At 70.9% G+C, this 22,887-nt stretch carries 17 protein-coding genes; 8 read left to right on the top strand and 9 right to left on the bottom strand.

The genetic code is table 11. The features are described 5' to 3' along the window. Nucleotides 1–16 precede the first annotated feature (16 nt). On the top strand, nt 17–1,285 hold the full coding sequence (locus ACZ6NZ_RS08500; RefSeq protein WP_465857058.1) for an MFS transporter: 1,269 nt from the start codon (nt 17–19) through the stop codon (nt 1,283–1,285). A 163-nt stretch (nt 1,286–1,448) separates the two neighbouring features. On the opposite strand, the gene ACZ6NZ_RS08495 is transcribed toward ACZ6NZ_RS08500, so the two are convergent. Both ACZ6NZ_RS08495 and ACZ6NZ_RS08490 read right to left on the bottom strand, forming a co-directional pair. Then, a complete protein-coding gene (locus ACZ6NZ_RS08495) occupies nt 1,449–2,621 on the bottom strand; it encodes a lactonase family protein (RefSeq protein WP_465857056.1) in 1,173 nt (390 codons plus the stop codon). Between the two features lie 250 nt (nt 2,622–2,871). Further along, nucleotides 2,872–3,624, bottom strand: coding sequence for a VOC family protein (locus ACZ6NZ_RS08490; protein WP_465857054.1), 753 nt, complete (start codon nt 3,622–3,624; stop codon nt 2,872–2,874). Nucleotides 3,625–3,791: 167 nt separating this feature from the next. Here ACZ6NZ_RS08490 and ACZ6NZ_RS08485 point away from each other — a divergent pair, with 167 nt between their 5' ends. The 5 genes from ACZ6NZ_RS08485 (at nt 3,792) to ACZ6NZ_RS08465 (ending at nt 7,810) form a co-directional block, all read left to right on the top strand. Next, entirely contained in the window at nt 3,792–4,718 is a 927-nt protein-coding gene (locus ACZ6NZ_RS08485) for a hypothetical protein (RefSeq protein WP_465857052.1), read from the top strand. Next, the gene (locus tag ACZ6NZ_RS08480) at nt 4,715–5,167 is read left to right on the top strand and encodes an ABA4-like family protein (RefSeq protein WP_465857050.1); all 453 of its coding nucleotides are present in this window, start codon (nt 4,715–4,717) and stop codon (nt 5,165–5,167) included. The genes ACZ6NZ_RS08485 and ACZ6NZ_RS08480 overlap by 4 nt, the downstream gene beginning before the upstream one ends. Nucleotides 5,168–5,172: 5 nt before the next feature. Then, on the top strand, nt 5,173–6,423 hold the full coding sequence (locus tag ACZ6NZ_RS08475) for a sensor histidine kinase (protein ID WP_366606271.1): 1,251 nt from the start codon (nt 5,173–5,175) through the stop codon (nt 6,421–6,423). Continuing rightward, nucleotides 6,420–7,046, top strand: a complete 627-nt coding sequence (locus tag ACZ6NZ_RS08470) for a response regulator transcription factor (RefSeq protein WP_465857047.1) — start codon at nt 6,420–6,422, stop codon at nt 7,044–7,046. Before ACZ6NZ_RS08475 ends, ACZ6NZ_RS08470 begins: the two co-directional genes overlap by 4 nt. Before the next feature lie 83 nt (nt 7,047–7,129). Beyond that, nucleotides 7,130–7,810 (top strand): GntR family transcriptional regulator, encoded by a 681-nt coding sequence (locus ACZ6NZ_RS08465; protein ID WP_465857046.1) that lies wholly within the window; start codon nt 7,130–7,132, stop codon nt 7,808–7,810. Between the two features lie 23 nt (nt 7,811–7,833). On the opposite strand, the gene ACZ6NZ_RS08460 is transcribed toward ACZ6NZ_RS08465, so the two are convergent. The 7 genes from ACZ6NZ_RS08460 to ACZ6NZ_RS08430 form a co-directional block, all read right to left on the bottom strand. After that, entirely contained in the window at nt 7,834–9,624 is a 1,791-nt protein-coding gene (locus ACZ6NZ_RS08460; protein WP_465857044.1) for a gamma-glutamyltransferase family protein, read from the bottom strand. Nucleotides 9,625–9,776: 152 nt separating this feature from the next. Further along, nucleotides 9,777–10,964, bottom strand: a complete 1,188-nt coding sequence (locus tag ACZ6NZ_RS08455) for an MFS transporter (RefSeq protein WP_465857042.1) — start codon at nt 10,962–10,964, stop codon at nt 9,777–9,779. 125 nt (nt 10,965–11,089) lie between these two features. After that, nucleotides 11,090–15,133: a discoidin domain-containing protein gene (locus ACZ6NZ_RS08450; RefSeq protein WP_465857040.1), complete on the bottom strand. Its 4,044-nt coding sequence runs from the start codon at nt 15,131–15,133 to the stop codon at nt 11,090–11,092. A 488-nt stretch (nt 15,134–15,621) separates the two neighbouring features. Continuing rightward, nucleotides 15,622–17,556, bottom strand: a complete 1,935-nt coding sequence (locus tag ACZ6NZ_RS08445; RefSeq protein ID WP_465857038.1) for a Na+/H+ antiporter NhaA — start codon at nt 17,554–17,556, stop codon at nt 15,622–15,624. A 43-nt stretch (nt 17,557–17,599) separates the two neighbouring features. After that, nucleotides 17,600–19,105, bottom strand: a complete 1,506-nt coding sequence (locus ACZ6NZ_RS08440; RefSeq protein ID WP_465857036.1) for a tripartite tricarboxylate transporter permease — start codon at nt 19,103–19,105, stop codon at nt 17,600–17,602. Nucleotides 19,106–19,125: 20 nt separating this feature from the next. Continuing rightward, complete coding sequence (locus tag ACZ6NZ_RS08435; RefSeq protein ID WP_366606257.1) at nt 19,126–19,587, bottom strand: tripartite tricarboxylate transporter TctB family protein; 462 nt, start codon at nt 19,585–19,587, stop codon at nt 19,126–19,128. A gap of 1 nt (nt 19,588) precedes the next feature. Beyond that, complete coding sequence (locus ACZ6NZ_RS08430) at nt 19,589–20,611, bottom strand: tripartite tricarboxylate transporter substrate-binding protein (protein ID WP_465857034.1); 1,023 nt, start codon at nt 20,609–20,611, stop codon at nt 19,589–19,591. Between the two features lie 144 nt (nt 20,612–20,755). Here ACZ6NZ_RS08430 and ACZ6NZ_RS08425 point away from each other — a divergent pair, with 144 nt between their 5' ends. Next, on the top strand, nt 20,756–21,439 hold the full coding sequence (locus ACZ6NZ_RS08425; RefSeq protein WP_465857032.1) for a response regulator transcription factor: 684 nt from the start codon (nt 20,756–20,758) through the stop codon (nt 21,437–21,439). 4 nt (nt 21,440–21,443) lie between these two features. Then, nucleotides 21,444–22,880: a sensor histidine kinase gene (locus tag ACZ6NZ_RS08420; RefSeq protein ID WP_465857030.1), complete on the top strand. Its 1,437-nt coding sequence runs from the start codon at nt 21,444–21,446 to the stop codon at nt 22,878–22,880. Nucleotides 22,881–22,887 lie beyond the last annotated feature (7 nt).

Raw genomic sequence — 22,887 nt, 5'->3', positions numbered from 1 at the left:
CGGAAGGTCCGTCACTGTGCAGGCAGCGACAACGCCCGTTCCCATCCCTCCGCGCGACATCTCGTGGCTCGTTGCCCGAGGACTCATCCCCGATCACGGCCCTCGGCGCGTCCTGGCCTTCGCAACCTTCGTCAACATGCTCGGAAGTGGCATTTTCATGGCCACCGCCGTGCTTTTCTTCACGCGATCCGTCGGGCTTCCCCTTGCTCAGGTCGCTGTGGGGATGGGCATCGCAGCGCTCGTCGGGATGCTCGCCGGGGTTCCGGTGGGGCATCTCGCCGATCGTCGAGGCCCGCGCGAGATCTATCTGCTGACCCTGCTCATCCGAGCCGCCGCCATGGCCGCTTTGGCCTTCGTGCACACGTTCTGGCCGTTCGTCATCCTGGTCTGCCTGACCCAGCTCGCGCACTCAGCCGGCGGCGCGTCTCGCGGTCCACTGGTGCGTGGCTTCGGCGGCACCAACCTTGGCCAGTATCGAGCCTATCTGCGGTCGGTCGCCAACCTTGCGGGATGTTGCGGCGCCCTCGCCGCCGGCGCCGCAGTGCAACTGGACACCCGCGCGGCCTACCTGGCCCTGGTCGTCGGCAACGCTGTCAGCTTCCTGGCATGCGCCGCCATCATCACTCGGCTGCCCTCGCTGCCGCCCGTACCAGCGCCACAGCTGACCGGGCGCTGGATCGCACTGAGGGACAGGCCTTTTCTGGCAGTCACCGTGCTCGACGCCATCCTGGGAATACAGGGTCAGGTACTGGTCTTCGCGCTGCCGGTGTGGATCATCTCGCAGACCGATGCGCCACGCTGGTTCGTCGGAGTGGCCGTGCTGGTCAACACCGCCCTCGTGGCGACGCTGCAGGTCAGAGTGAGCCGGGGAGTCGACTCCAGCTCAGCGGCAGGTCGGGCGATGCGCCGCTCCGGGTTGGCGTTTCTGATCGGGATGGCCCTGATCGCCGCCACGTCGGTGATGCCCGGATGGGTCGCCGTCACAGTGATCACGCTGGGGGTCGCCTCGCACACCGTCGGCGAGCTGTGGCACGCGGCGGGCTCACTCGAGTTGCAGTTCCGGCTCGCTCCTGCGCATGCGCAGGGGCAGTACATGGGAATCTCCGGAATTGGCACCGGCCTGGCCAACGTCGCCGCCCCTTCCATTCTGGGCCTGCTCTGCATCGCCTGGGGTGCCCCCGGCTGGCTGCTGATGGGCGGCATCTTCGTTGCGGTGGGGCTCGCCACCCCGGCGGTCGTTCGATGGGGCGAGCGAACGCGCCCGGACTCAGCGGAGGTCATCTAGAAACCAGGGATCCGGCAGCCGGAACTAACCGGGCGGACGTCGACCGAGCCAACGCAGGCCGCTCGGTCCGAACCCGGGGTATGCCGCGCGCGTGGCCGCGGCCTCGGGACACGACGAGAGCTGGTCCCGGTCGACGAACGACCGGGACCAGCGGGTGGTGCGCTCAGGAGGCGGCGATGCCCTCCATGCCGATGCCGTCGGCGAACTTCGGCAGACCCTCCACAGTGGTGACGAGATTCAGCGATCCGTCCTCGTGCACCTTGTAACCCTGCACGTTGCCCGCGGTGGCGTTCTGCACGTACAGGAAGCCGTCGCTGGTGGTCATGTCGATCGACCCGCCGTTGGTGTCGGCGGCGACGTTCTTGACCAGTTCGAGCTTGCCGTCGTCGTCGACCCGGTAGGAGCTGATGGTGGAGCTGCCGGCGTTGGCGACGAAGAAGTAGTCGCCGACGCGCTGGATCCAGCACGGCGCCTGCTGGCCGTTGGGCACCGACGGCCCGACCTGATCGATCGAGCCGTCGTCCTCCAGTTCGAACCGGCTCACCGCGTTCGCTCCCGACTCGGTGACCAGCACCGAGTCCCTGCTGTCGAAGGTGAAGCCGAACGGCGTGTTTCCCGCGTCGCTGATGACGGGGTTACGGGCCAGGTCGCCGTGGCGGCCGATCTCGTAGCTGAACATCACGTTGGCGTTCTTGGCGGACACCAGGACGAACTCGCCGTCCGGGTCGATCTTGACCTGCGCCGGGGCGGACGCGAACGCGGGCGGGTTGCCGTTGTGCAGCCCGAGCGACCGGTTGGCGTCCTCGATCCGCGACAGCCGCCCCTTGTCCAGCTCGAAGCCCTGCACCGAGCCCTCGCCGCCGGCGTTGAGCACGTAGACGAGGTCGCCACGGGCCGCGACGCTGACCGGCAGCAGACCGCCGGACCAGATGACCTGGAGCTTGTGCAGCTTGGTGCCATCGACCCGGAAGACCGTCACGGTGTTGCTGCCGGCGTTCACCGCGAACAGGTAGCCGCGGTAGTAGGTCAGGGAGCCCTGCGAGGCCAACGCGTCGAGCGGCGCGCCGATGGTGAAGCCGCCCAGCCCGCCGGTCTCGTACTCGCCCGCCTTGGTGAGACGTCCGTCCTCGTCGCGGTCGTACACCTTGATGGTGTTGCCCTCGGCCTTGTTGGTCTGGACGAAGACAGCGCCCTCGTCGCCGTAGTGGTGATCACCCCCCTTGCGGTCGTCGTGGTACCCAGGGCCACCGCCATCGGCGAAGGCTGCCCCGGGGATCGATCCGATGCTGGTCAGACCTGCGAGGAGGGCTGCCGCGAGCGCGACACTGCGCTTCATCACTGACTCCTTATGCACCCGAAGGGAGGAATACGAGTTTTCCTCTCCTTCGGAAGGTATCGGAGCAGGTAGGTGGCTTGGCCGTCGTTACCCTAAAGGGGTAATTTCATGCCAAAGAAAGAAATGACCAGACGAACGGGCGAAGGTGGCGCTGTTGCGCCGCACCGCACCAGGCGCTCGGTCCGCGAACCGACGGTGACGGCGTCCGGGAAGGCCGAGACGGGTCTTCGTCGTTCGCCTGGGCGCACTGTCAGGGATGGTCGGGCCACCACGGTTCGAGGAGGGTGGGGTCGGCCACGTACTGCGCCACCTGCGGCCGCTGCTCAGGGGGCAGCGACAGCGCCTGGAGTCGGGCGCCCCACTCGGGCACCCGGTCGGCCTTGTCCAACGACGCCGTGGCCAACTCGATGAGGCCGGCCAGCGCCATCGCCTGCTCGACCACCGGGGAGTCCTCGGCGCGACGGCGCATCCCCGAGTCGAGCGCCCGGTAGGCCGCCCGGTCGTCCATCTTGAACTCGCGCAGGATCCGCGCGTTGTCGAGCACCCGGGCCAGCCCGTCGAGTTCCTTCGACCCGCCGTACTCCACGTCGTTCGGTTCGTCGCGCTGGATGAAGACGATGGAGTTGCCCGACGGGTCGACGATGCTGAACCGCGACGCCCCGGCGCGGTAGCGGGTCATCCGAGGCAGGCCCTTGACCAGCACCTTGCCGTAGCTGCGGCGCATCGCCTCGGCGAACGCCGCGTGGTACGCCGCGACCGCGTCCACCATCACCAGGCAGCCGCCGGACTGCTCCTTCGCCGGGTCGAGATCCTTCGGCGCCGGCCCGTAGTGCAGATCGAAGCCGCTCCACCGAAACGCCAGGTACACGTACGGCCTCAACTGCTCGTAGGTCACCTCGAACCCGAGCGCCCGCCAGAACGCCAGGGTCTCCTGCGGGGCTGGGCAGTGCAGCAGCGGCACCGTGGTCTCGTTCGGTTGGACACGGTCCATGGTGGTCGTCATGGTCACTCCCGATCCGGTCGCCAGGCCGGCAATTGTGTCAGCACCGACGGCGGGCCTCGGCGGGTTTCGTCTCCTACCCGGGGAGGAGGGCCCGCTCAGACCGGCGGCCGCAACCGGGGCTCCCGGTCGGACGCGACCGGCGGGCACCCCGACCAGCATCTACAGACATGAGTATCGACCTGCGCCGGGCGGCACGCTGGCACCGCCCACTGATGTTCTTCGTGTACGTGATGGCGGTGCTCGCCGTCGCCTGCGCGGTCGGCGTCTTCGTCGACTCGCGCGTTCTGGTCGGCGCGCCGATCTGGCTCAAGCCGTTCAAGTTCGCGGTGTCCTTCGTGCTGTACGGCGCGACTCTCGCCTGGATGCTCACCCTGTTGCCGCGACGCAGCCGAGCCGCCGAGTGGGCCGCTACAGTGATCGTCGCGATGGCGGTGGTGGAGATGGTGGTGATCGTCGGCCAGGTGGTACGCGGGCAGGCCAGCCACTTCAACGACAGCGCTCCCCTGAACACGGCGCTGTTCGCGGCGATGGCCGCAGCGATCATGGTGCTGTTCTTCGCGCACCTCGTCATCGGCATCGTGCTGCTGATCCGGCGGATCCCGGACCGGGCCGCCGCGACCGCCGTCGGGTGGGGGCTCGGCCTGTCACTGCTGGGCATGCTCGCGGCGGTGCCGATGGTGCTGCCCATGCAGGAGCCGGGAATCGACGGCATCTCCGGGGCGCACAGCGTCGGTGTGGTCGATGGTGGGGCGGGTCTGCCGGTTGTCGGCTGGAGCACCACCGGCGGTGACCTGCGGATCGGGCACTTCGTCGGGCTGCACGCCCTCCAGGCGTTGCCGATCCTGGCGATCCTGCTGAGCCGGTTCGCGACGCGATTGGACGCGCGCACCCGCGTCCGGTTGCTGGTCGTGGCGGGCGCGGCGTACGGCGTACTCACTGTGTTGTTGACCTGGCAGGCGCTGCGCGGGCAGCCGCTGCTGCGGCCGGACGGTCTCACCCTCGTCGCGGTCGCCGCCCTGGTGGTCGCGACCGCGACCGCCGCCGGGCTCGTGCTGGCGGGCCGCCGCCGACCGGAACTGGCGCTGGCGGCATGACGGCGGCGCTGTTCTCCCTGACCTTCGCGGTGGCCGCGCCGTTCTGGGCGCTGATGATCCTGCTGCCGCGCTGGTCGTGGACGGCCCGGATCGTCGGCTCGCCGCTGATCGTGCTGCCGGTCGTGGTGATCTACGCGCTGCTGGTGCTGCCAGCGTTCGGCGAGGTGCTGCCGGCGGTGGCGTCGCCGACCCTGGCCGGGGTGCGGGACCTGCTCGGCACCTCCGACGGTGCGGCGGCGGGCTGGGCGCACATGATCGCGTTCGATCTTTTCGTCGGGCGGTGGGCGTGGTTGGACAGCCGGGAACGGGGGGTGCCGGCGCTGGTGATGGCTCCGGTGCTGGTGCTGACCATCCTGCTCGGGCCGCTCGGCCTGGCCGCGTACCTCGCGGTCCGGACCCGGTGGCGGCGGCCCGCAGCCGCCGCCACCGGCGCACAGCGCCTAGGCTGACCGTCGTGAGCTGGCTGGGGCGACTGTTCGACCTGCGGGACAGCCTCGTGCGGATGGTCCTGCTCGACCTCACCGGGTTGTGCTACCTGCTCGTCGTCCCGCACTCCACCAGCACGCCCACGACGACACAGTGGGTCCTCGCGGTGCCGGCGTTCGCGGTGGCGCTGGCGGCGCACCGCCGACCGGTGGTGAACATGGTGGCGCAGGCCGCCCTGCTGGCGGTCGCCATCAACCTGATCGACGACTTCACCATCAACCAGGTCGGCGCCAGTTGGGCGTTGCTCGAGATGACCATGCGGGCGCGCGGCCCCCGAGCCATCTGGCTGGCCACCGCGTTGCTGGTGGTGGTCGACCTGACCGACTCGATCGGCGACCCGCCGCGCCGGTTCGCCTCCGGCGTCGTGGGGCTCGCCGTGGAGGTCGGCGTGCCGGTCCTGCTCGGCCTGGTCATCCGCACCAACCGCGAGTTGGGCCGGCAGGCCGTGGAGCGGGCCCTGGCCGAGCAACGCCAGCGCGAGTCGGAGAGCCGCGCGGCCCGCGCCGACGAACGCAGCGCCATCGCCCGCGAGCTGCACGATGTCGTGGCGCACCACGTGGCGTCGATGGTCCTGCGGGTCGGCGTGGCCCGGCACGTGCTCACCGACCTGGACCCCCGGGTGGGCGAGGTCTTCGACGACGTGCACGGCACCGGCACCTCGGCCCTCGCTGAGCTGCGCCGGCTGGTCGCGGTGCTCCGCAACCCCGACGGGGTACGCGGTGACGCGGCGCTGACCGCGATCGACCCGTCCGCGCTGCCGGCGGCGATCGGCGCGTCCATGGATCGGGCCCGACAGGCGGGTGTCATCGTGGAGGCCGATCTGGACCCGGCGATCGGTTCACTCGACGCGGTGCGCGGCATGGCGGTGCTGCGACTGACCCAGGAGGCGCTGACGAACGTGGCCAAACACGCGGGGGCCTCAGCGCTCGCGCATCTCGTGGTCGCCGTCCGGGACGGCTCCGTGCACTGGGAGGTCACCGACAACGGGCGCGGTGGAGGCCCGGCAGGCGTGCCGGCCGGTGGCGGGCACGGCATCACCGGGATGCGCGAGCGTGTCGAGGTCCTCGGTGGCCGGCTGGAGGCGGGCCGGACCGGCACCGGGTGGCGAGTACGTACCGTCCTGCCGGCAGTGGCCGCCGCATCCGCCGACGCGCCCATCGGGTCGGTGCCCCGCGAGCGGGAGGCCCCGGCCGGGTCGCCCACGCCGGAGCCGGCGTGATCCGGGTGCTGCTGGTCGACGACCAGCACCTCATCCGGGCCGGGCTGCGCATGCTCTGCGACGCCCAGCCCGACATCGAGGTCGTCGGAGAGGCCGACAACGGCCGCGAGGCGATCCCGCTGGCCGGGCGGCTCCTCCCCGACGTCGTCGTGATGGACCTGCGGATGCCCGGCGTCGACGGGATCACCGCGACCAGCCGGATCCTCGCCGAACGCCCCGCCACCCGCGTCCTGGTGCTGACCACGTTCGGCGACGACGACCACCTCTACCCCGCGCTGACCGCCGGAGCGTGCGGGTTCCTGCTCAAGGACGCCCCCCCGACCGAGTTGCTGGACGGCATCCGCCGCGCCTCGGTCGGTGACAGCCCGTTCAGCCCTGACGTGCTGCGCCGCCTCGTGCAGCGCGCGGTGCACGCCCGCCCGGGGTCACCACCGGCTCTGCCGGGCCTGACCGCCCGGGAACGGGACGTGCTCGACCTGGTCGCCGAGGGCCTGTCCAACACCGAGATCGCCGACCAGCTCCACATCGGTGTCACCACGGTCAAGACCCACATCACCAGCCTGATGACCAAGACCGACAGCCCCAACCGGGTACGCCTGGCCCTGTTCGCGCGCGGGGTCTGACGTCCACGGGCTGCGCGCGGCGAGCTTCCAGTAATTGTTCTTCGTATACGCTTTTCCCGGACACTTCACGGAGAGGCGACCGGGTGGCTGAAGACCTACGGGACAAGCTCGGCGCGCAACACCTGCCGCTCCGCGATCAGGTCCTCGCCGCCCTGCGGACCGCCATCATCGACGGCGACTACCTGCCCGGGGAACGGCTGACCGAGGACCGGCTCGCCGAGGACTTCGGCGTCTCCCGCAACCCCGTCCGGGAGGCGCTGCGCGTCGCCGAGGCGGAGGGATTCGTCGTGATCCTCCCCCGCCGGGGAGCCGTCGTCGCCTCACCGAGCAGCGGGACCATCACCGACATGTTCGCCGTGCGCGAGCGGCTGGAGGCGCTCGCCGCCCGGCTGGCCGCCGAGCGGGCCACCGCGGCCGACGTGGCGTCCCTGCGCGCCCTGCTCGACCAGGGCCGCGAGGCGACCCAACGCCACGACCTGGCCCGGGTCGCCGAGCTGAACAGCACGCTGCACCTGCGCATCCTCCAGATCAGCGGAAACCCCTGGCTGTCGTCGATCGCCAGGTCGCTCTACCTCCATGTCCAGTGGGTCTTCCGGCTCGGGGCGGCCGAACGCGCGCCACACTCGTGGGCCGAGCACATCCAACTCGTCGACGCCATCGAGTCGGGCGACGGTGACCGCGCCGAGCGGGCCGCCCTCGACCACCTCGAAGCGGCATCCGCCGCCGCGTACGAGAACGCCGAAGGCGGCTACGGCCTGCGCTGACGGGCACGCGGCCGCGGCACCCGCTACCGGCCGCACGCGTAGCCCTGCATCCCCCGCGGGTTCGCACCGGCCGCCAGCACACCCGTCGCCGGGTCACGGGTCACCGCGCAGAGCCGACCGAGGCTCCAACCGTCGGTGACCCGCACCTCGTGCCCGTACGCCCGCAGCGCCGCCAGCACACCCTCGTCGAGCCGGTCCTCCACCACCAGGACACCGGGCTCCATGTCGCGGGGATAGAACGAGCCGGGCAGGCTGACGGTGTGCCACGCCGGCGCGTCGATGGCCTCCTGAAGGCTCTGCCCACCGACGAGGTGCCGCAACAGGAACGGCAACTGCCACTGGTCCTGCTGGTCGCCACCGGGGGTGCCGCAGGCCAGCACCGGCTCGCCGTCGCGGTGCACCATCGTCGGGCTCAACGTCGTACGCGGGCGGCGGCCCGGCGCCAGCGACGAGGCGAGCCCCTCCTCCAGCCAGAACATCTGCAACCTGCTGCCCAACGGGAAGCCCAGCTCCGGAATCGTCGGGGAACTCTGCAACCAGCCACCACTGGGGGTAGCGGAGATCATGTTGCCCCACCGGTCGACCACGTCCACGTGACAGGTGTCGCCGCGGGTCACCCCGTCTGACCGCACTGTCGGCTCTCCCGTGGTGGCGTCGGTCGTCCCGGCAGGTCGAGCGGCACCGGGTCGGACGTGGGCGGGCAGGCGCGGCTGCGCCCCGTCCGGGTGACCCGGCCGCACCTCCACCGACGCGCGATCGCCGATCAGGGCGGCCCGCTCCCGCGCGTACCGCGGCGAGAGCAGCGCCTTGGCAGGCACGTCGGCCCCGTCGCCGTACCAGGCCTCCCGGTCGGCGAAGGCGAGCTTGAGCGCCTCGACCTGGGCGTGCACACCCGCGGCGGTCGCCGGGTCGTACGCGCCCGGGTCGTCGAGCGCGTCCAGGGTGGCCAGCGACTCCAGCAGCACCGGGCCCTGGCCCCAGAAACCGGTCTTCGCCACCTGGTAGCCCTGCCAGTCGAGGGTGGCGGGCGGCTCCCAGCTCGCCGAGTAGGCGGCCAGGTCGTCGCCGGTGACCAGCCCGGCGTGCGGGCGTCCGCTGGAGTCCTGGAACGGTCGCCGACTGAACGCATCGATCGCCTCGGCGACGAAACCCGTGCTCCAGGCCCGGCGGGCGGCCTCGATCTGGGCCTCCCGGTCGGCACCGGCCGCCCGTCCCGCCTCGACGAGTCGGCGCAGGGTGTCCGCGTACGCCGGGTTGGTGACCAGCTCACCGGCGGCGGGCGGTCGGCCGCCGCGCAGCCAGAGCGCGGCGGAGGTGGGCCAGTGTTCCTCGAACAGCGACCGGACGGCGGCCACCGTGTCACCGACCCGGCCCACCAGCGGGTGCCCGGCGCGGGCGTAGCCGATCGCCGGCTCCAGCACCTCGGCGAGGGTGAGCGTGCCGTGCTCACGCAGCAGCAGGAGCCAGGCGTCCACCGCGCCGGGTACGGCCGCCGCGAGCGGCCCGGCGCCCGGGATGAGGTCCATTCCGAGGGACCGGAAGTGCGCGATGGTGGCGCCGGCCGGGGCCGGCCCCTGCCCGCACAGCACCGTCGGTCGGGGGTCGCGTGCGGTGGCCACGATGGCCGGCACCTCGCCGCCCGGCCCGTTCAGGTGCGGCTCGACCACGTGCAGGACGAACCCGGCGGTGACCGCCGCGTCGAAGGCGTTGCCCCCGCGTTCCAGGATGCCCATCGCCGACTGACTGGCGAGCCAGTGGGTGGAGGACACCATGCCGAAGGTGCCCTGCAACGTGGGTCGGGTGGTGAACGTCATGACAGCACCTCACTGGGATCTGCGGTACGACCTGCCGACTGGCCGCCACCCGGACGTCTCGATCGAGCGTATGTTGTATACGATGACCGCCGCAAGAGCTGCGTGAATGGCCGACGGGGCGCCCCTGGCACCCGGAACAGACCGGCGGGCGATCAGCTCGCGGGCCGGGTCCGGCCGCCCCTGACCAGGCTGAGCAGGACGACCAGCGCGAGCACCGCCACCACCGCGCTGAAGAGCTCCCCGGCCGGGCGTAGACCGATCGTCTGGATCAGCAGACCGACCCCGACCGCCGGCACACCGAGCATGGCGAACAGGATGGCGAAGAAGGTCGACACCGCCTCGGCCCGGTGCCGCGGTTCGGTCTTCATCGTGATCGTCGCGATGCCGTCGCCGACCGCCACCCCGGACGCGACCCCGATGATCGCCGCGCTGACGAGCAGCGTCACCAGCAACGCCATCCACATGCTGAACGCCAGCAGGCCCGCCCCCACCACCAGGCCGGCGCAGGCGCTGGCCAGTGCCGCACGCGAGGACAGCACGCGGGTCAGCAGTTGGCCGAACGCCGCACCGGTGAACGCCACGAAGACCACCAGCGCGGCCAGGGTGTGTGAGGTCTCGTGCAGGATCATGCCAAGGAACAGCCCGCTCACCGACGTGAGCACCCCGAGGGCGGCGAAGCCCGCGCCAGCGGTGATCGCCGAGCGGACGAAGGCACCGCGGATGGTCGCCGGCACGTGCAACCGCTGCACCCGCAGGGTCACCGGCGAACGTTCCCGGACCGTCTCCGGCACCCCGCGCAGCGCGATGATCGCGACCAACGCCAGGAGCAGCACGATCACCCAGGGCAGCCGGAGCGGTTCGGGCGCCACGTCCGACACGATCCCGGACAGCAGGGTGCCGGTGGCCAGGCCACCCAGGTTCGCGAAGATCGCCACGGTGGCGGCACGCTTCGGGTGCCGCGGGTCGATCAGCTCAGCCAACGCCGCTGTCGCCGTGCCGATGATCAGCGCGGCGGACAGCCCGGCGAGGATCCGACCCACGATGATCATCGCCAGGTCCACGGCGGCGAGGAAGACGGCGTCGGCGGCGACCGAGAGCAGCAACGCGATGAGGATGACCGGGCGTCGGCCGATCTGGTCGGAGAGCCGACCGAAGACCAGCAGCCCGACCACGACTCCGAGCGCGTACAGCGCGTAGACCACCGTCACTGTCAACGACGAGAAGCCGAACTCCATCTCGTAGAGCGGATAGAGCGGCGTCGGCACCGTGGTGCCCACGAGCGTGATCCAGAACGCGAACGCGACCCGTACCGCGCCGGACGTGGAACCGGACCGTCTCACCCGCTCAGCATGGATCTCGGTCCCGAGCCGAGGTGCGGTAACGGACCTAAACGCCCACATCAGGTGGCGGCGCACGAGCGCGGTGGGAAGCGGAGCCGCACGGCACCGCTTCCCACCGCGTACTTCTAGGAGTTGTACGCCTGCGCGGTCACCGTGACCTGGCGGGCGAGGCCCGACCGGGCCGGCCAGGAGATCCGCACCTCACGACTCTCCCCCGGCAGGAGCCAGAAGTAGTTGTCGTCGTAGCGGGCCGGCAGGACCCGCTCACCGCTCTTGTCGCGCACGGCGAGCCGCACCAGGGCGGCGACCGTACGGCCCTGGTTGCGGACCGTCGTGGTGACGGTGTTGCGCCCGTCCACGACGCGTACGGTGCTCGACGACGTCGACAGGCGGGTGCTCGGCAGGTCGTTGAGCGCCCGCACCTGCTCGGCCTTGTCGTAGCGCCAGTAGGTGTTCTCCGCCAGCAGCCGGTCCCGGCTGTCCCGCAGCTCCAGTCGCACCAGGTGCAGCCCGCCGGCCTCGGGCGCGGCGAGCGCGAAGGCCGCCGTGGTCGCCGAGCGGGCCACGTCCACCCGCTGACGGTGGGTCGAACCCAACATACGGCCGCTGAGGTCGTAGCGTCGGGCGCTCACCGTGACCCCGCTCAGCGGCGCGGCGGTGTGGTTGACCACCCGGACCTGCCAGGTGCCCGGGTCGGCCTGGACGTGCACCGGCTCGCACCCCTTGCGGGCGCCGTAGTACGCGCCGTTCACGTCGAGGTCGTAGTCGTAGGTCTGCCAGACCGTGCTGTGCCACGCCGGGTGCGACATCCACAGCAGCAGACCCGTGGCGTCCTGCCACAGGTTGGCGTTCCACGCCTCGAACATGGCGCGGTGGCTCTCGTAGTTGACGAACTGCGCCCGGGCGGCGAACTCGTCGAGCGAGGCGGACTCACCGAGCCGCGCGTCGATCGCCGCCTGGTACGTGCCGACCCGCTGGTTACCGATGGTCGACCAGTCGTGGTAGTTCCACACCTCGCCGATCGGCCACTCCGGCGCGTCGCCGACGAGGTTGCGCATGCTCTCGACCACCGACACCACCGGCATACCGATCTCGGTGTGGAAGCCGAACGAGTCCGCCTCGTAGATCGTCTTGTCGGTGTAGGTCGTCGGGTCGACCCAGCCGTACGGCCCGCGCCCGCTCACGATGCCGCTGGCGGAGTTGGGAATGTAGAGGATCTCGGGGTGCTCGGTGGCGACGGCCTGCTTGAGCCCGGCGTCGACGATCGGCGGCGGGTCTCCCTCGTTCGCGCCGCACCACACCACGATGCTCGGGTGGTGGCGGAACCGGCGGATGGTGTCGGCGGCGATGTCGACGTAGCCGGGCGGGTTGGGCAGGAAGGCCCCGGCCTGCCAGAAGTCGTTCCACACCAGGATGCCCTGCTCGTCGCAGGCCTGGTACAGCTCCTCACGGTTGCTGCTGCCGAGCCAGTTGCGGATCATCGTGAAGTTCATGTCGCGGTGCATCTCGACCGTGTCGGCCAGCCGGTCGGGCAGCACCCGCCGCAGCAGCTCGTCCCAGCCCCAGTTGCCGCCTCGGGCGAACACCGGCACGCCGTTGACCGTGATCTTCAGCTCGGTGATCTTGTTGCTGACCGCCTTGACGTCTCTCCAGCGCTGCCCGTCGTCGGAGACCTGGATGACGAAGTCGCGGGCGTACGCCTGCTCCCAGACGATGGCGACCTGGTCGAAGCTGACCGGAGCGCCGAGGTCGACCTGGATCCACTGGTTGTCCTCGAACTGCGACGACCAGCGGGTACGGGGGTTGCCGTCGACGGCCCGGTCGGGGCCGTTCGAGTCGCCGTCGGACGACGAGGCGGTGGCGGTCCGGCGCAGGGCCAGGTCGACGTCCGGCTCGGCCTGCCGCTGCACCGAGAGCGCCCACATGGACACGCCCCACGAGGTGACCCGCGCGCCGGTCTGGATGCGCAGGTGCTGCGCGGTCTGGTTGGCGAACGTCTCGACCTGGGTGGCGCGGCTGCCCAGCGGAGTGTCGTTGCTGACCGACGTCACGTCGCTCCAGGCGTCCCCGTCGGCGGAGACCTGCACCCGGTAGTCCAGCGCGTACGCCTGCTCCCACACGATGGTGACCCGGTCGAAGTCGACCGCCGCGCCGAGGTCGACCTGGATCCACTGATCGTCCTCGGCCTGCGAGGCCCAGCGGGTCGCCGGGTCGCCGTCGACGGCCTTGCCGGGACCGTTGCCGTCGTTCTCCGAGGAGGACGCGGTGGCGTCGCGACGGAGGGCGAGATCCGGGCCGGTGCCGTCGGCCACCGACAGCGAGAACATCGAGATGCCCCAACCGGTGGCACGCTGGCCGGCCTGGATGCGCACGTGCTGGGCGTGCTGCCGGTCGAAGGTGGCCGTCTGGGTCGCCGCGCCGTTGACGAACTCGAGAGCGGGCTTGCCGGGCGGCGAGATGACGATCGGCTGGTGCCAGTCGTAGGCGAACTCGCGGACACCGAAGCGGAGCGCACGCCGGTCGCTGACCGAGCGCTTGACGGTGGCGGTGAGCGTGAGGTCGTACAGGTGGGGGTCGCCGTAGCCGTTGGGCCACCAGAGTCGGGGGTTGCGCAGCCGCAGCGTGCGGAAGCGCTCCGGCGCGAAGGTGACTGTGGTGCTCCCGCCGGCGGGGACGGTCACCGTGGACTCGACGCGTACCTTGTCGAACTCGGCGCGGACGGTGACGGTGGTGGCGCTGGCCGCCGCGTTGCGGACCGGCACCCGGATGGTGACCTCGGCGCTGTCGGTCTTCGGGAGGTCCGGCAGCGTGGTCTGCACGTGCGGATCACCGATGACCACCGCGCCGGTGCTGCGCAGCCGGACGTGGTCCCAGAGGCCGGTGACCCGGTCGCGCACGGCCGGCATCCAGTCCCACCCGGACACCGCCAGGTAGGTCGGCGCGTCAAGGTAGTGGTGGGCTGACTGGAGGAAGGTACGACCGTCCGGACCCTTGTCGCCGGGGGTGCCCGGGTGCGGCATCGGGGTGACCCGGACGGCGAGCACGTGCTCGCCACGGTGACCGGCCAACGCGTCGGTGATGTCGAAGGCGGCCCGCGCGAACGGGTGCTTGACGCTGCCGACCTGCACGCCGTTGACCCAGGCGGTCGCCTCGTGGTTGATCCCGTCGAACTCCAGCCAGATCCGTCGGCCGGCCGAGGTGTCCAGGTCGCGCGGCAGCCGCAGCGCGCGCCGGTACCACCACGTGTGCCGGGACAGCGCCTCCGGGATGCGCATGTTGTTGAAGCCGCTCACCGGGTCGGGCAGGTGGCCCTGCTCGACCAGGGTGCCCAGCACGGTGCCGGGCACCGTCGCCGGCAGCCAGGACCGGACGTCGACGCCGGCGCGGGAGAGCTCGGCGCCGTCGGCGGTGCCGGCGAAGTCGTCCATCGTCAACGACCAGCCCGACTCCAGCGGCACCGTGCCGTCGGCGGCGACCGTCAGTTCGGGGATTGGGCCGGTGTTGCCGCCCTCCCAACTGGTCCAGCCCTCGGCCTTCGGCCGGCCGGACAGCGGTACGCCGTAGACCTGGAAGCCGTTGAGCCCCACCGGGTTGCTGTTCGAGCGCTTCGTGGCGGTCATCCGGATCCACCTCGCGGTGACCGGCTCGGGCAGCTTGATGGTCTGTGCGCCGCCCCGACCCTCGGTGGTCTCGTACACCGACCGCCAGGCGTGGCCGTCGGTGGAGACCTCGATCCGGTACGCGGTCGCAGCGCTGGAGAGGATCTCGTCACCGTCGGTGTCGGTGTAGTTGCCGTCGAACGGCCCGTCGTCGAGCGTGGCCTCGAAGACCAGGGAGACGGCCTCGATCCGGCACAGCGCCTGGAGGTCCACCGAGATCCACTGTGGATCGCCGTTGGCGGCGCGCCATCCACTCCCCCGGACGCCGGCCTGCGGCAGGCCGTCCACCGCGAAGGTGGCCGGCGTCGGCGCATAGTCGGTCGAGGAGACCGTCACCGGGCGGTACCGGGCCAGGTCGGTGGCGGTGGCGGTGGGGGTGGCGCTCGGCGGCGGCACGGCGGCGGCGGATGCGGGGGCGTTCGGGAGGACCGCGGTCACCCCGACCGACGCCAGCAGCGTCGCGCCGGCGGAGAGGAAGGTACGCCGGGAAATCGGCGATGGCTCGGACATCTTGCCTCCAGATATGACAACGTTGTCAGATAACGGGGGTCTGTGACAACGTTGTCAGATGGTGGCCCGATGTTTCTCCGGAGTCAAGGGTCCGAGTCGATCGTGATTCCCCGAACACGTTCCGCAGCGGTTCCACTTCGGACATCGACAGACGGCCGCCGATCCTCCTGGTGATCGGAATCGGCCAGGCATCGCCATCATGCCGACGACCCGGAACGGCGTCGCGTCCCGGTCGCGTCAACGTCGCCCACGAACTCACCGACTCGGAGCGGCGGTGCGGGGTGCTATGGAGTGGCTCGCTGCCTTTGGAGCTGATGCCGCAAACGATTCAGATCCCGGGGGCCACGGTGACGCCGCAAACGACCAGACCCCCGAGTCGTCACCATGATGCCGCAAACGATTCAGCTCCAAAGGCTCCGACCAACACCTCTCCACCCCAGCAGATCCCTCAGGCCGTACGGCGCGCAGACGTCCAGCCGCCCGCGAGGTCAGCTCGTCGGTCCGGTCTCCCGGCGACCGGGGTCCCGAGGGTGGTACTCGGGGCGCAGCTTCGCGCTCGCGAACGCCGCCTTCACCGCCGCCGAGAGCGCGGCCATGTCGTACGCGCCGTGGTGCCGGCGGCCGTTGATGAAGAAGGTCGGGGTGCCGGTGACGCCGCTGAGGTCGGCCGAGTCGACGTCCTCGGCGATCCGGTCCACACCCATGCGTTTCACCATGTGCTCCCGGAACCCGTCCAGGTCCAGGCCGAGCTGTCCGGCGTAGCCGAGCACGTCGGCGGGGTTGAGAGCGTCCTGGTGGGCGAGCAGCAGGTCGTGCATCTCCCAGAACGCGCCCTGCTCCCCCGCCGCCTCGGCGGCCTCGGCGGCGAGTTGGGCGTGCGGGTGGACGTCGGTGAGCGGCAGGTGCCGCCAGACGTACCGGACGTTGGCGAAGTCAGCCAACAGCTCCCGGACCACCGGCTCCGCCTGCCCGCAGTAGGGGCACTCGAAGTCGCCGTACTCCACGACCGTCACCGGCGCATCGAGCGCCCCCCGCATGTGGTCGCGGTCCGCATCGACCGGCAACATCAGGTCGATGATCCCCTCGGTGACGCCCAGCAGCGCGCGGGTCCGCCGCGCCGGCGAGAGTCGTCCGACGGACCGGAACACCATCCAGGTGACGACCGACGCGCCGAGCGTCGCCACGAGGATGCCGAACTTCGCCTCGTCCAGCGCGGGGCCGCTCAGGGCATGGGTGGCGATCAGGAGGGCGACGGTGAACCCGATGCCGGAGATCGTGCCGACGCCCGCGACCGCGACCCAACCGACGGGTGGCCGGAACCGGTTGCCGCTGAGCCGGGTCACCAACCACGCGGTGATGACGATCCCGGCCGGTTTGCCGACGACGTACGCGACCACGACCCCCAGCGTGACCGGGGAGGTCACCGCCCTGGCCAGCAGGTCGCCGTCGATCACGATGCCGACGTTGGCCAGCGCGAACAGTGGCACCACCAGGTAGCTCGCCAACGGGTGGTAGAGGGTCTGCAACCGCTCGTTGGGCGACAGCGCCGAGATGAGCCCGGCGCGGGCCATCCGGGCCAGTTGCGGGGTGGGCTGCTCCCGGAAGAGGCGGAACTGGTCGCTGGCCCGCTGCAGGTCGCCGCGGCCGGGATCGTAGGCGTAGGTCAGCAGCCCCATCACCAGGCCCACCGCGACCGGGTCGACACCGGACATCGAGACGGCGAGCCAGGCCGCCACCCCGAGCAGCGCGTAGACCGGCCCGAACCGCACCCCGCAGCCCCGGACGAGCAGCACCACGCCGAAGATCGCCGCCGCGACGACCAGCGCCGTCAGCGAGGGATGATGCGGGTACGCGATGGCCAGCACCGCGATCGCCACCACGTCGTCGACGACGGCGACGGTCAGCAGGAAACCCCGCAGCCGTTCCGAGAAGCGTGGCCCGAAGACGGCCAGGGCGCCGAGCGCGAGCGCCGTGTCGGTGGCCATCACCGCACCCCAGCCCGCAGCGGTGGTGTGCCCGGCGTTGATGGCGAGGTAGATGGCGATCGGCACGAGCATGCCGCCGACCCCGGCCAGCATCGGCAACGCCAGGCGACGCCGGTCCCGCAGCTCACCGATGTCGAACTCGCGGCGCAACTCCAGCCCCGCGACCAGGAAGAAGAACGTCATCAGGCCGCTGTTGATCCAGGTGCGCACGTCATGCGCCACCTGCCAGTCGCCGAGCCGGACCGAGAACGGCGTGTTCCAGACCGACTCGTACGACGATGCGCTGAGGTTCGCCCAGACGAGAGCCGCCACCGCGGCGATCAGCACCACCCGCGCGCCGCCGGTCTCGGTACGCAGGAACGAGCGCAGCGGGGCGTCGAACCGCCGGTCCCAGATGGTTCGGGCGGACCACCCTCGCTGCGTGTTGTCGCTCGTCACGGAAACAATCTTCGTCGCCCTGACCGTCACGTGGTCCGGATTGCTAGTCCTCCTCGGCGAAGACGACAGCGCGTCGCTGGCGGATCGTCGGCAGGACGGCGACGACGAGCGCGACGACGGCCAGCACCAGCAGCGCGGCGGAGATCGGCCGGGTCACGAAGACCGACGGGTCGCCACGGGAGATGATGAGCGCGCGGCGCAGGTTCTCCTCGAGCAGCGGGCCGAGGACGAAGCCGAGCAGCAGGGGCGCCGGCTCGCACCCGCACTTGATCAGGACGTAGCCCAGGATCCCGAAGAACGCTATCGCGTAGACGTCGTACGCGTTGGAGTTCAGGGAGTAGGTGCCGATCGCCGCGAACAGGATGATCATCGGGAAGAGCACCTGGTACGGGATGCGCAGCATGCGCACCCAGAGACCGATCAGCGGCAGGTTCAACAACAGCAGGAGCACGTTGCCGATCCACATCGAGGCGATCAGGCCCCAGAACAGCGCCGGCTCGTCGTTGATGACGTTCGGGCCCGGGGTGATGCCGTGGACGATGAACGCGCCGATCATCAGTGCCATCACCGGGTGGGCGGGCAGGCCCAGGGTGAGCAGCGGGATGAACGAGGTCTGCGCGGCGGCGTTGTTCGCCGACTCGGGGCCGGCGACGCCCTCGATCGCGCCCCGCCCGAACTCCTGTGGCCGCTTCGAGACGCGCTTCTCGACCGCGTACGAGGTGAACGAGGCCAGCACGTGGCCGCCGCCGGGCAGGACACCGAGCGCGGCGCCGAGACCGGTGCCCCGCAGGATCGGGGCGACTATCCGACGCCGGTCCTCGCGGGTCGGCCAGAGGTTGGTCACCCTGCTGACGATCGCCGTACGGGTCTGCTCGTTCTCCAGGTTGCGCAGGATCTCGGCCACCCCGAACAGGCCCACGGCGACCGACACGAAGTCGATGCCGCCGTACAGTTCGCGCTGCTCGAACACGAAGCGCGGAGTTCCGGTGTAGATGTCCTGGCCGACAGTGCCGAGCAGCACGCCGAGCGCGATCATCGCCAGTGCCTTGAGCGCGGTGCCGCGCGCCAGCGCGATCGACACGATCAGGCCGAACAGCACGAGGGAGAAGTAGTCTGCCGGGCCGAACTTCAACGCGACGCTGGCCAGGGGCGGGGCCGCGGCGGCCAGCGCCACTGTTGCGACGGTGCCGGCGACGAAGGACCCGATCGCCGCGGCTGCCAGGGCGGGGCCGGCCCGACCCTGGCGGGCCATCTCGTGCCCGTCCAGCGCGGTGACCGCCGCTGACGACTCACCAGGCAGGTTGATCAGGATGGCGGTCGTCGAGCCGCCGTACTGCGCCCCGTAGTAGATGCCAGCCAGCATGATCAGCGCGGTGACCGGTTCGAAGCTGAACGTGATCGGCAGCAGCATCGCCACCGTGGCCGTGGGCCCGATGCCGGGCAGCACGCCGACGGCGGTCCCGAGCAGCACTCCCACGAAGCAGTAGAGGACGTTCTGGATCAGCAGGGCCGTCGAGAAGCCCAACGCGAGGTTGTCGAGGAGTTCCATGCCTCAATCCGGATGCCGCGTCAGAGGCCCAGCCAGGGGCCCCACAGCGGGATCCGCAGCTGAAGTCCGACGACGAAGATGAGCGTGCTGGCCACGGTCAGCCCGGCGGCCACGGCCACCGCCGTGAGCAGCCGTACGCGTGAGCTGGCGAGGGTGGTGAGCAGTGCGGTCACCGCCGTCGTCGGGACGAACCCGAGCCGCCGGATGGTGAACCCGAAGAACAGGACCGCGAGCATGATGACGGCGACTGCCCGCCACGGGACCGGCCCGAAGGAGATCACCTCACCGGCGACGAGACCCTTGAGGGCGATCGCCAGGCCCAGGGCGACCACGGCTGCGCCGACCAGCAGCGGGAAGGCGCCGGGGCCCATCCGGGTCGGGGTGCCCAGCTCGTAGCCGAGCGCCCCCACCACGAATGCGCCACCGATCAGGACGAAGATCCCCCCGGCGAGGACGTCTGGGAACGACCGACGGCGCTCCACCTCAGGAGACCTTGACCCCGGAGTCGGCAATGATCTTCGCCCAGGTGCCGAGCTGTTCGTCGAGCTTCGCCCGGTGGGCGTCCGGGGTCGCGTCCTGGGCCGGGACCGGCGCGGTCCCGAGTTTGGCCATCTGGTCGATGACCCCCTGGTCGGCCAGCGCCACCTTCAACGCCTCGGACAGCTTCTGAACGATCTCCGGCGGCGTGTCGGCCGGAACGTAGAGGCCGTGCCACACGCTGACCTTCAGCTGCGGCAGCCCGGCCTCGGTGGTGGTGGGCAGGTCGGGAAGGCTCTTCACCCGTTCGGGTGTGGTGACCGCGTACGCCTTCACCTTTCCCGCGGCGATCTGGCCGCTGGTGTTCGTCGTCTGGTCGCACATGAAGTCGACCTGGCCGCCGACGAGGTCGGTCAGCGCGGGACCGGTGCCCTGGTACGGAACCTCCTGGAGCTTCACCCCGGTGGTGCTCTGGAACAGCAGACCGCACAGGTGCGACGCGGCGCCGATGCCGGCGTTGGCCAGCGTGACCTTGTTGGCGTTCGCCTTCACGTGGGTCACCAGGTCCGGGAGGGTCGCGGGCGCGAAGTCCTTGCGGGCGACGATCGTCATGGGCACCTCGGTGACGAGCCCGACCGTCTCGAAGTCCTCCAGGGGCTGGTAGCCGAGGCTCTTGTAGAGGGCCGGCGCCGTCGACATGCCGATGTGGTGCATGAGCACCGTGTAGCCGTCCGGCTTGGCCCGCGCGACATCGCCGGCGCCGACAGTGCCGCCGGCACCCTCGACGTTCTGGACGACGATCTTGCCGCCGAGCTTCGCGGCCATCGGCCCGGCGATCATCCGGGTGACAGTGTCCGTCGGGCCGCCCGCGCTGAACGGCACGACGATCGTGATGTTCTCGTCCGGGTAGTTCGCGGCGTCCCCGCCGCCGGTGGCCCCTCCGTTGCCGGAACAGGCGGCGGTTAGCGAGACGACACCGATCGCGGCGATCATCCGCGCGGCGGTCCGGTACCTGCTGGTCGTTCGCATATGGCGACCTCCCCATCAACGCATGGACATCTCTCGGCACCTCGTTGGCTCCTAGTCTCTGCTGGTCGGGGCCCGGATGGTGTCAGAAAAATCCCAAGAACCGGGCCGGCGCGAGCCCCACTCCGGGCCGTACAATTCGGCGGTATGCGGATAACCGTCATCGAGGATGACGACCGCGTGGCGCGGGGTCTGGTGACCGTCCTGACCCAGGCGGGCTTCGAGGTTCACCGCGTCGCCACCGCCACGGAAGCCGAGCGCGCCGCGCCGTCCGACGTGGTCCTCGTCGACCTGGGTCTCCCCGACGGCGACGGGCTCGACGTGATCCGCAAGCTGCGGGACCACCCGCAGACCGCCGTCATCGCGGTGACAGCCCGATCCGAGGAGCACGAACGGGTCCGTGGCCTGCGCGCCGGCGCCGACGACTACATCGTCAAACCGTTCGGCATCCCCGAGTTGCTCGCCCGGATCGACGCCGTCCTGCGGCGCACAAGGGCCGCTCGTGCCCTCGGCCAGACCGACGAGCCGCTCGTCCTCGGCCCGATGCGCATCGGCGTCGGCACCCGGGAGGTCACCGTCGACGGCGACCTCGTGCCGCTGACCCGCAAGGAGTTCGAGCTGCTCCTGCTCCTGGCCCGGCGGGCGCCCAACGTGGTCAGCCGCGACGTCATCCTCGACCAGATCTGGGGCGCGACCTGGGAGTCGTCGAGCCGCACCCTGGACACCCACATCGCGGCGCTGCGGCACAAGCTGAGGCCGGACGTGGTCATCCGCACCGTCCACGGCGTCGGCTATCGGCTGCTGGCCGACCAGCCGGAGCTGATCGGCTGATCTCGTGCACCGTCGACTGCTCGTCGTCCTGGTGCCCCTCGCCGTGCTCCTCGTCGCGGCGCTCGGGGTGCCGCTCAGCATCACCGTCGCCGAACGTGAGATGCAGGAGACGTACGTCAACCGTCTGGGTGACGTCGGCCGGTTCGCCTCGCTGGCCGAGACCGCGCTGTCGACCGGCCGCACCGAGGCGTTGCAGCAGGAGCTGACGCGGTACCACGATCTCTACGGCATCCCCGTCGCGCTGATCGACACGTCGGGCGCGGTGCTGCTCGGACCGGCCGACGCGTACCAGAAGGCGGCGCAGGCCGAGGCGGCGTTGCCCCGGATCGTGACCGCCGCGCTCGCCGGTGCCCGCTCCGACCCGTCCTGGGAGTGGGCGCCCTGGGACGATTCCGCACTCGTGGTGGCGGAACCGGTCGGCCGGGACAGTGAGGTCGTCGGCGCCGTCGTGACGATCTCCGACCTGGCTCGGACGCGCGAGCTCATCCTCGTACGCTGGGCCCGGCTGGCCGGGCTCGGGCTGCTGCCGTTGCTCGCGCTGACGGCCGTCGCCTGGCCGGTGTCGGCGTGGGTGCTGCGACCGGTGCGCAAACTCGACGCGGCGACCGCACGGATCTCCGAGGGAGACCTGACCATCCGCGCCGACGCCGAGGCCGGCCCGATCGAGCTGCGGCGGCTGGCGCGGTCGTTCAACACCATGATGGACGCCGTCGAGAACGCCGCCCAGCGGCAGCGCGCCTTCGTCTCCGACGCGTCGCACCAGTTACGTAACCCGTTGACGAGTCTCCGGCTCGCGGTGGAGAGCCTCGCACCACACCTGCGGCCCGAGGGCGACGGGCAGCAGGTGTACGACGTCGCCGTCGACGAGCTGAAGGCGATGCAGCGGATGCTGAACTCGCTGCAGGCCAGCGCTCGGATGGAGAGCCTGCGGACGGCGTCACCCGTGGACCTCGACGAGGTGCTGGCGACCCGGGTGGACCGGTGGCGGGCCCTGACGGCCACGGCCGGGCAGACCCTGACTGTCGTCGTACCCCCGGGGTTGCGGTTGATGGAACCGCCGGGCGGCCTGGGCAGCATCCTGGACGAGCTGATCAGCAACGCGTTGCGGCTGTCCGACGCGCAGTCCGTGGAGGTGACCGGGCAGGTCGGTCCCGCTGGCGCGGTCACCGTCGCCGTCCGCGACGACGGCCAGGGCATGGATGCGTCCGAGCGGGCCCAGGCGTCGCAACGGTTCTGGCGCTCACCTCGGCACCAGAACGTGCCCGGGACCGGGCTGGGCCTGGCGATCTGCGCCGACCTGATCGGGGCGGCCGGCGGTGAGCTGCGGCTGGAAGAGGGCCTACCCCGTCCGGACGGCTCCGGGTACGGGCTCGCCGCGGTGGTGGTGTTGCCGGTCGCGCCCCGGGTGGCGTCGTTGTCCGACGCTCCGACGCCGGTCTGACGGTCAG

It is taken from the genome of Micromonospora sp. NPDC047756 (assembly GCF_055587245.1).
The sequence above is the reverse complement of the archived record's forward strand: the minus strand, read 5'-3'. Positions and strand labels throughout refer to the sequence as shown.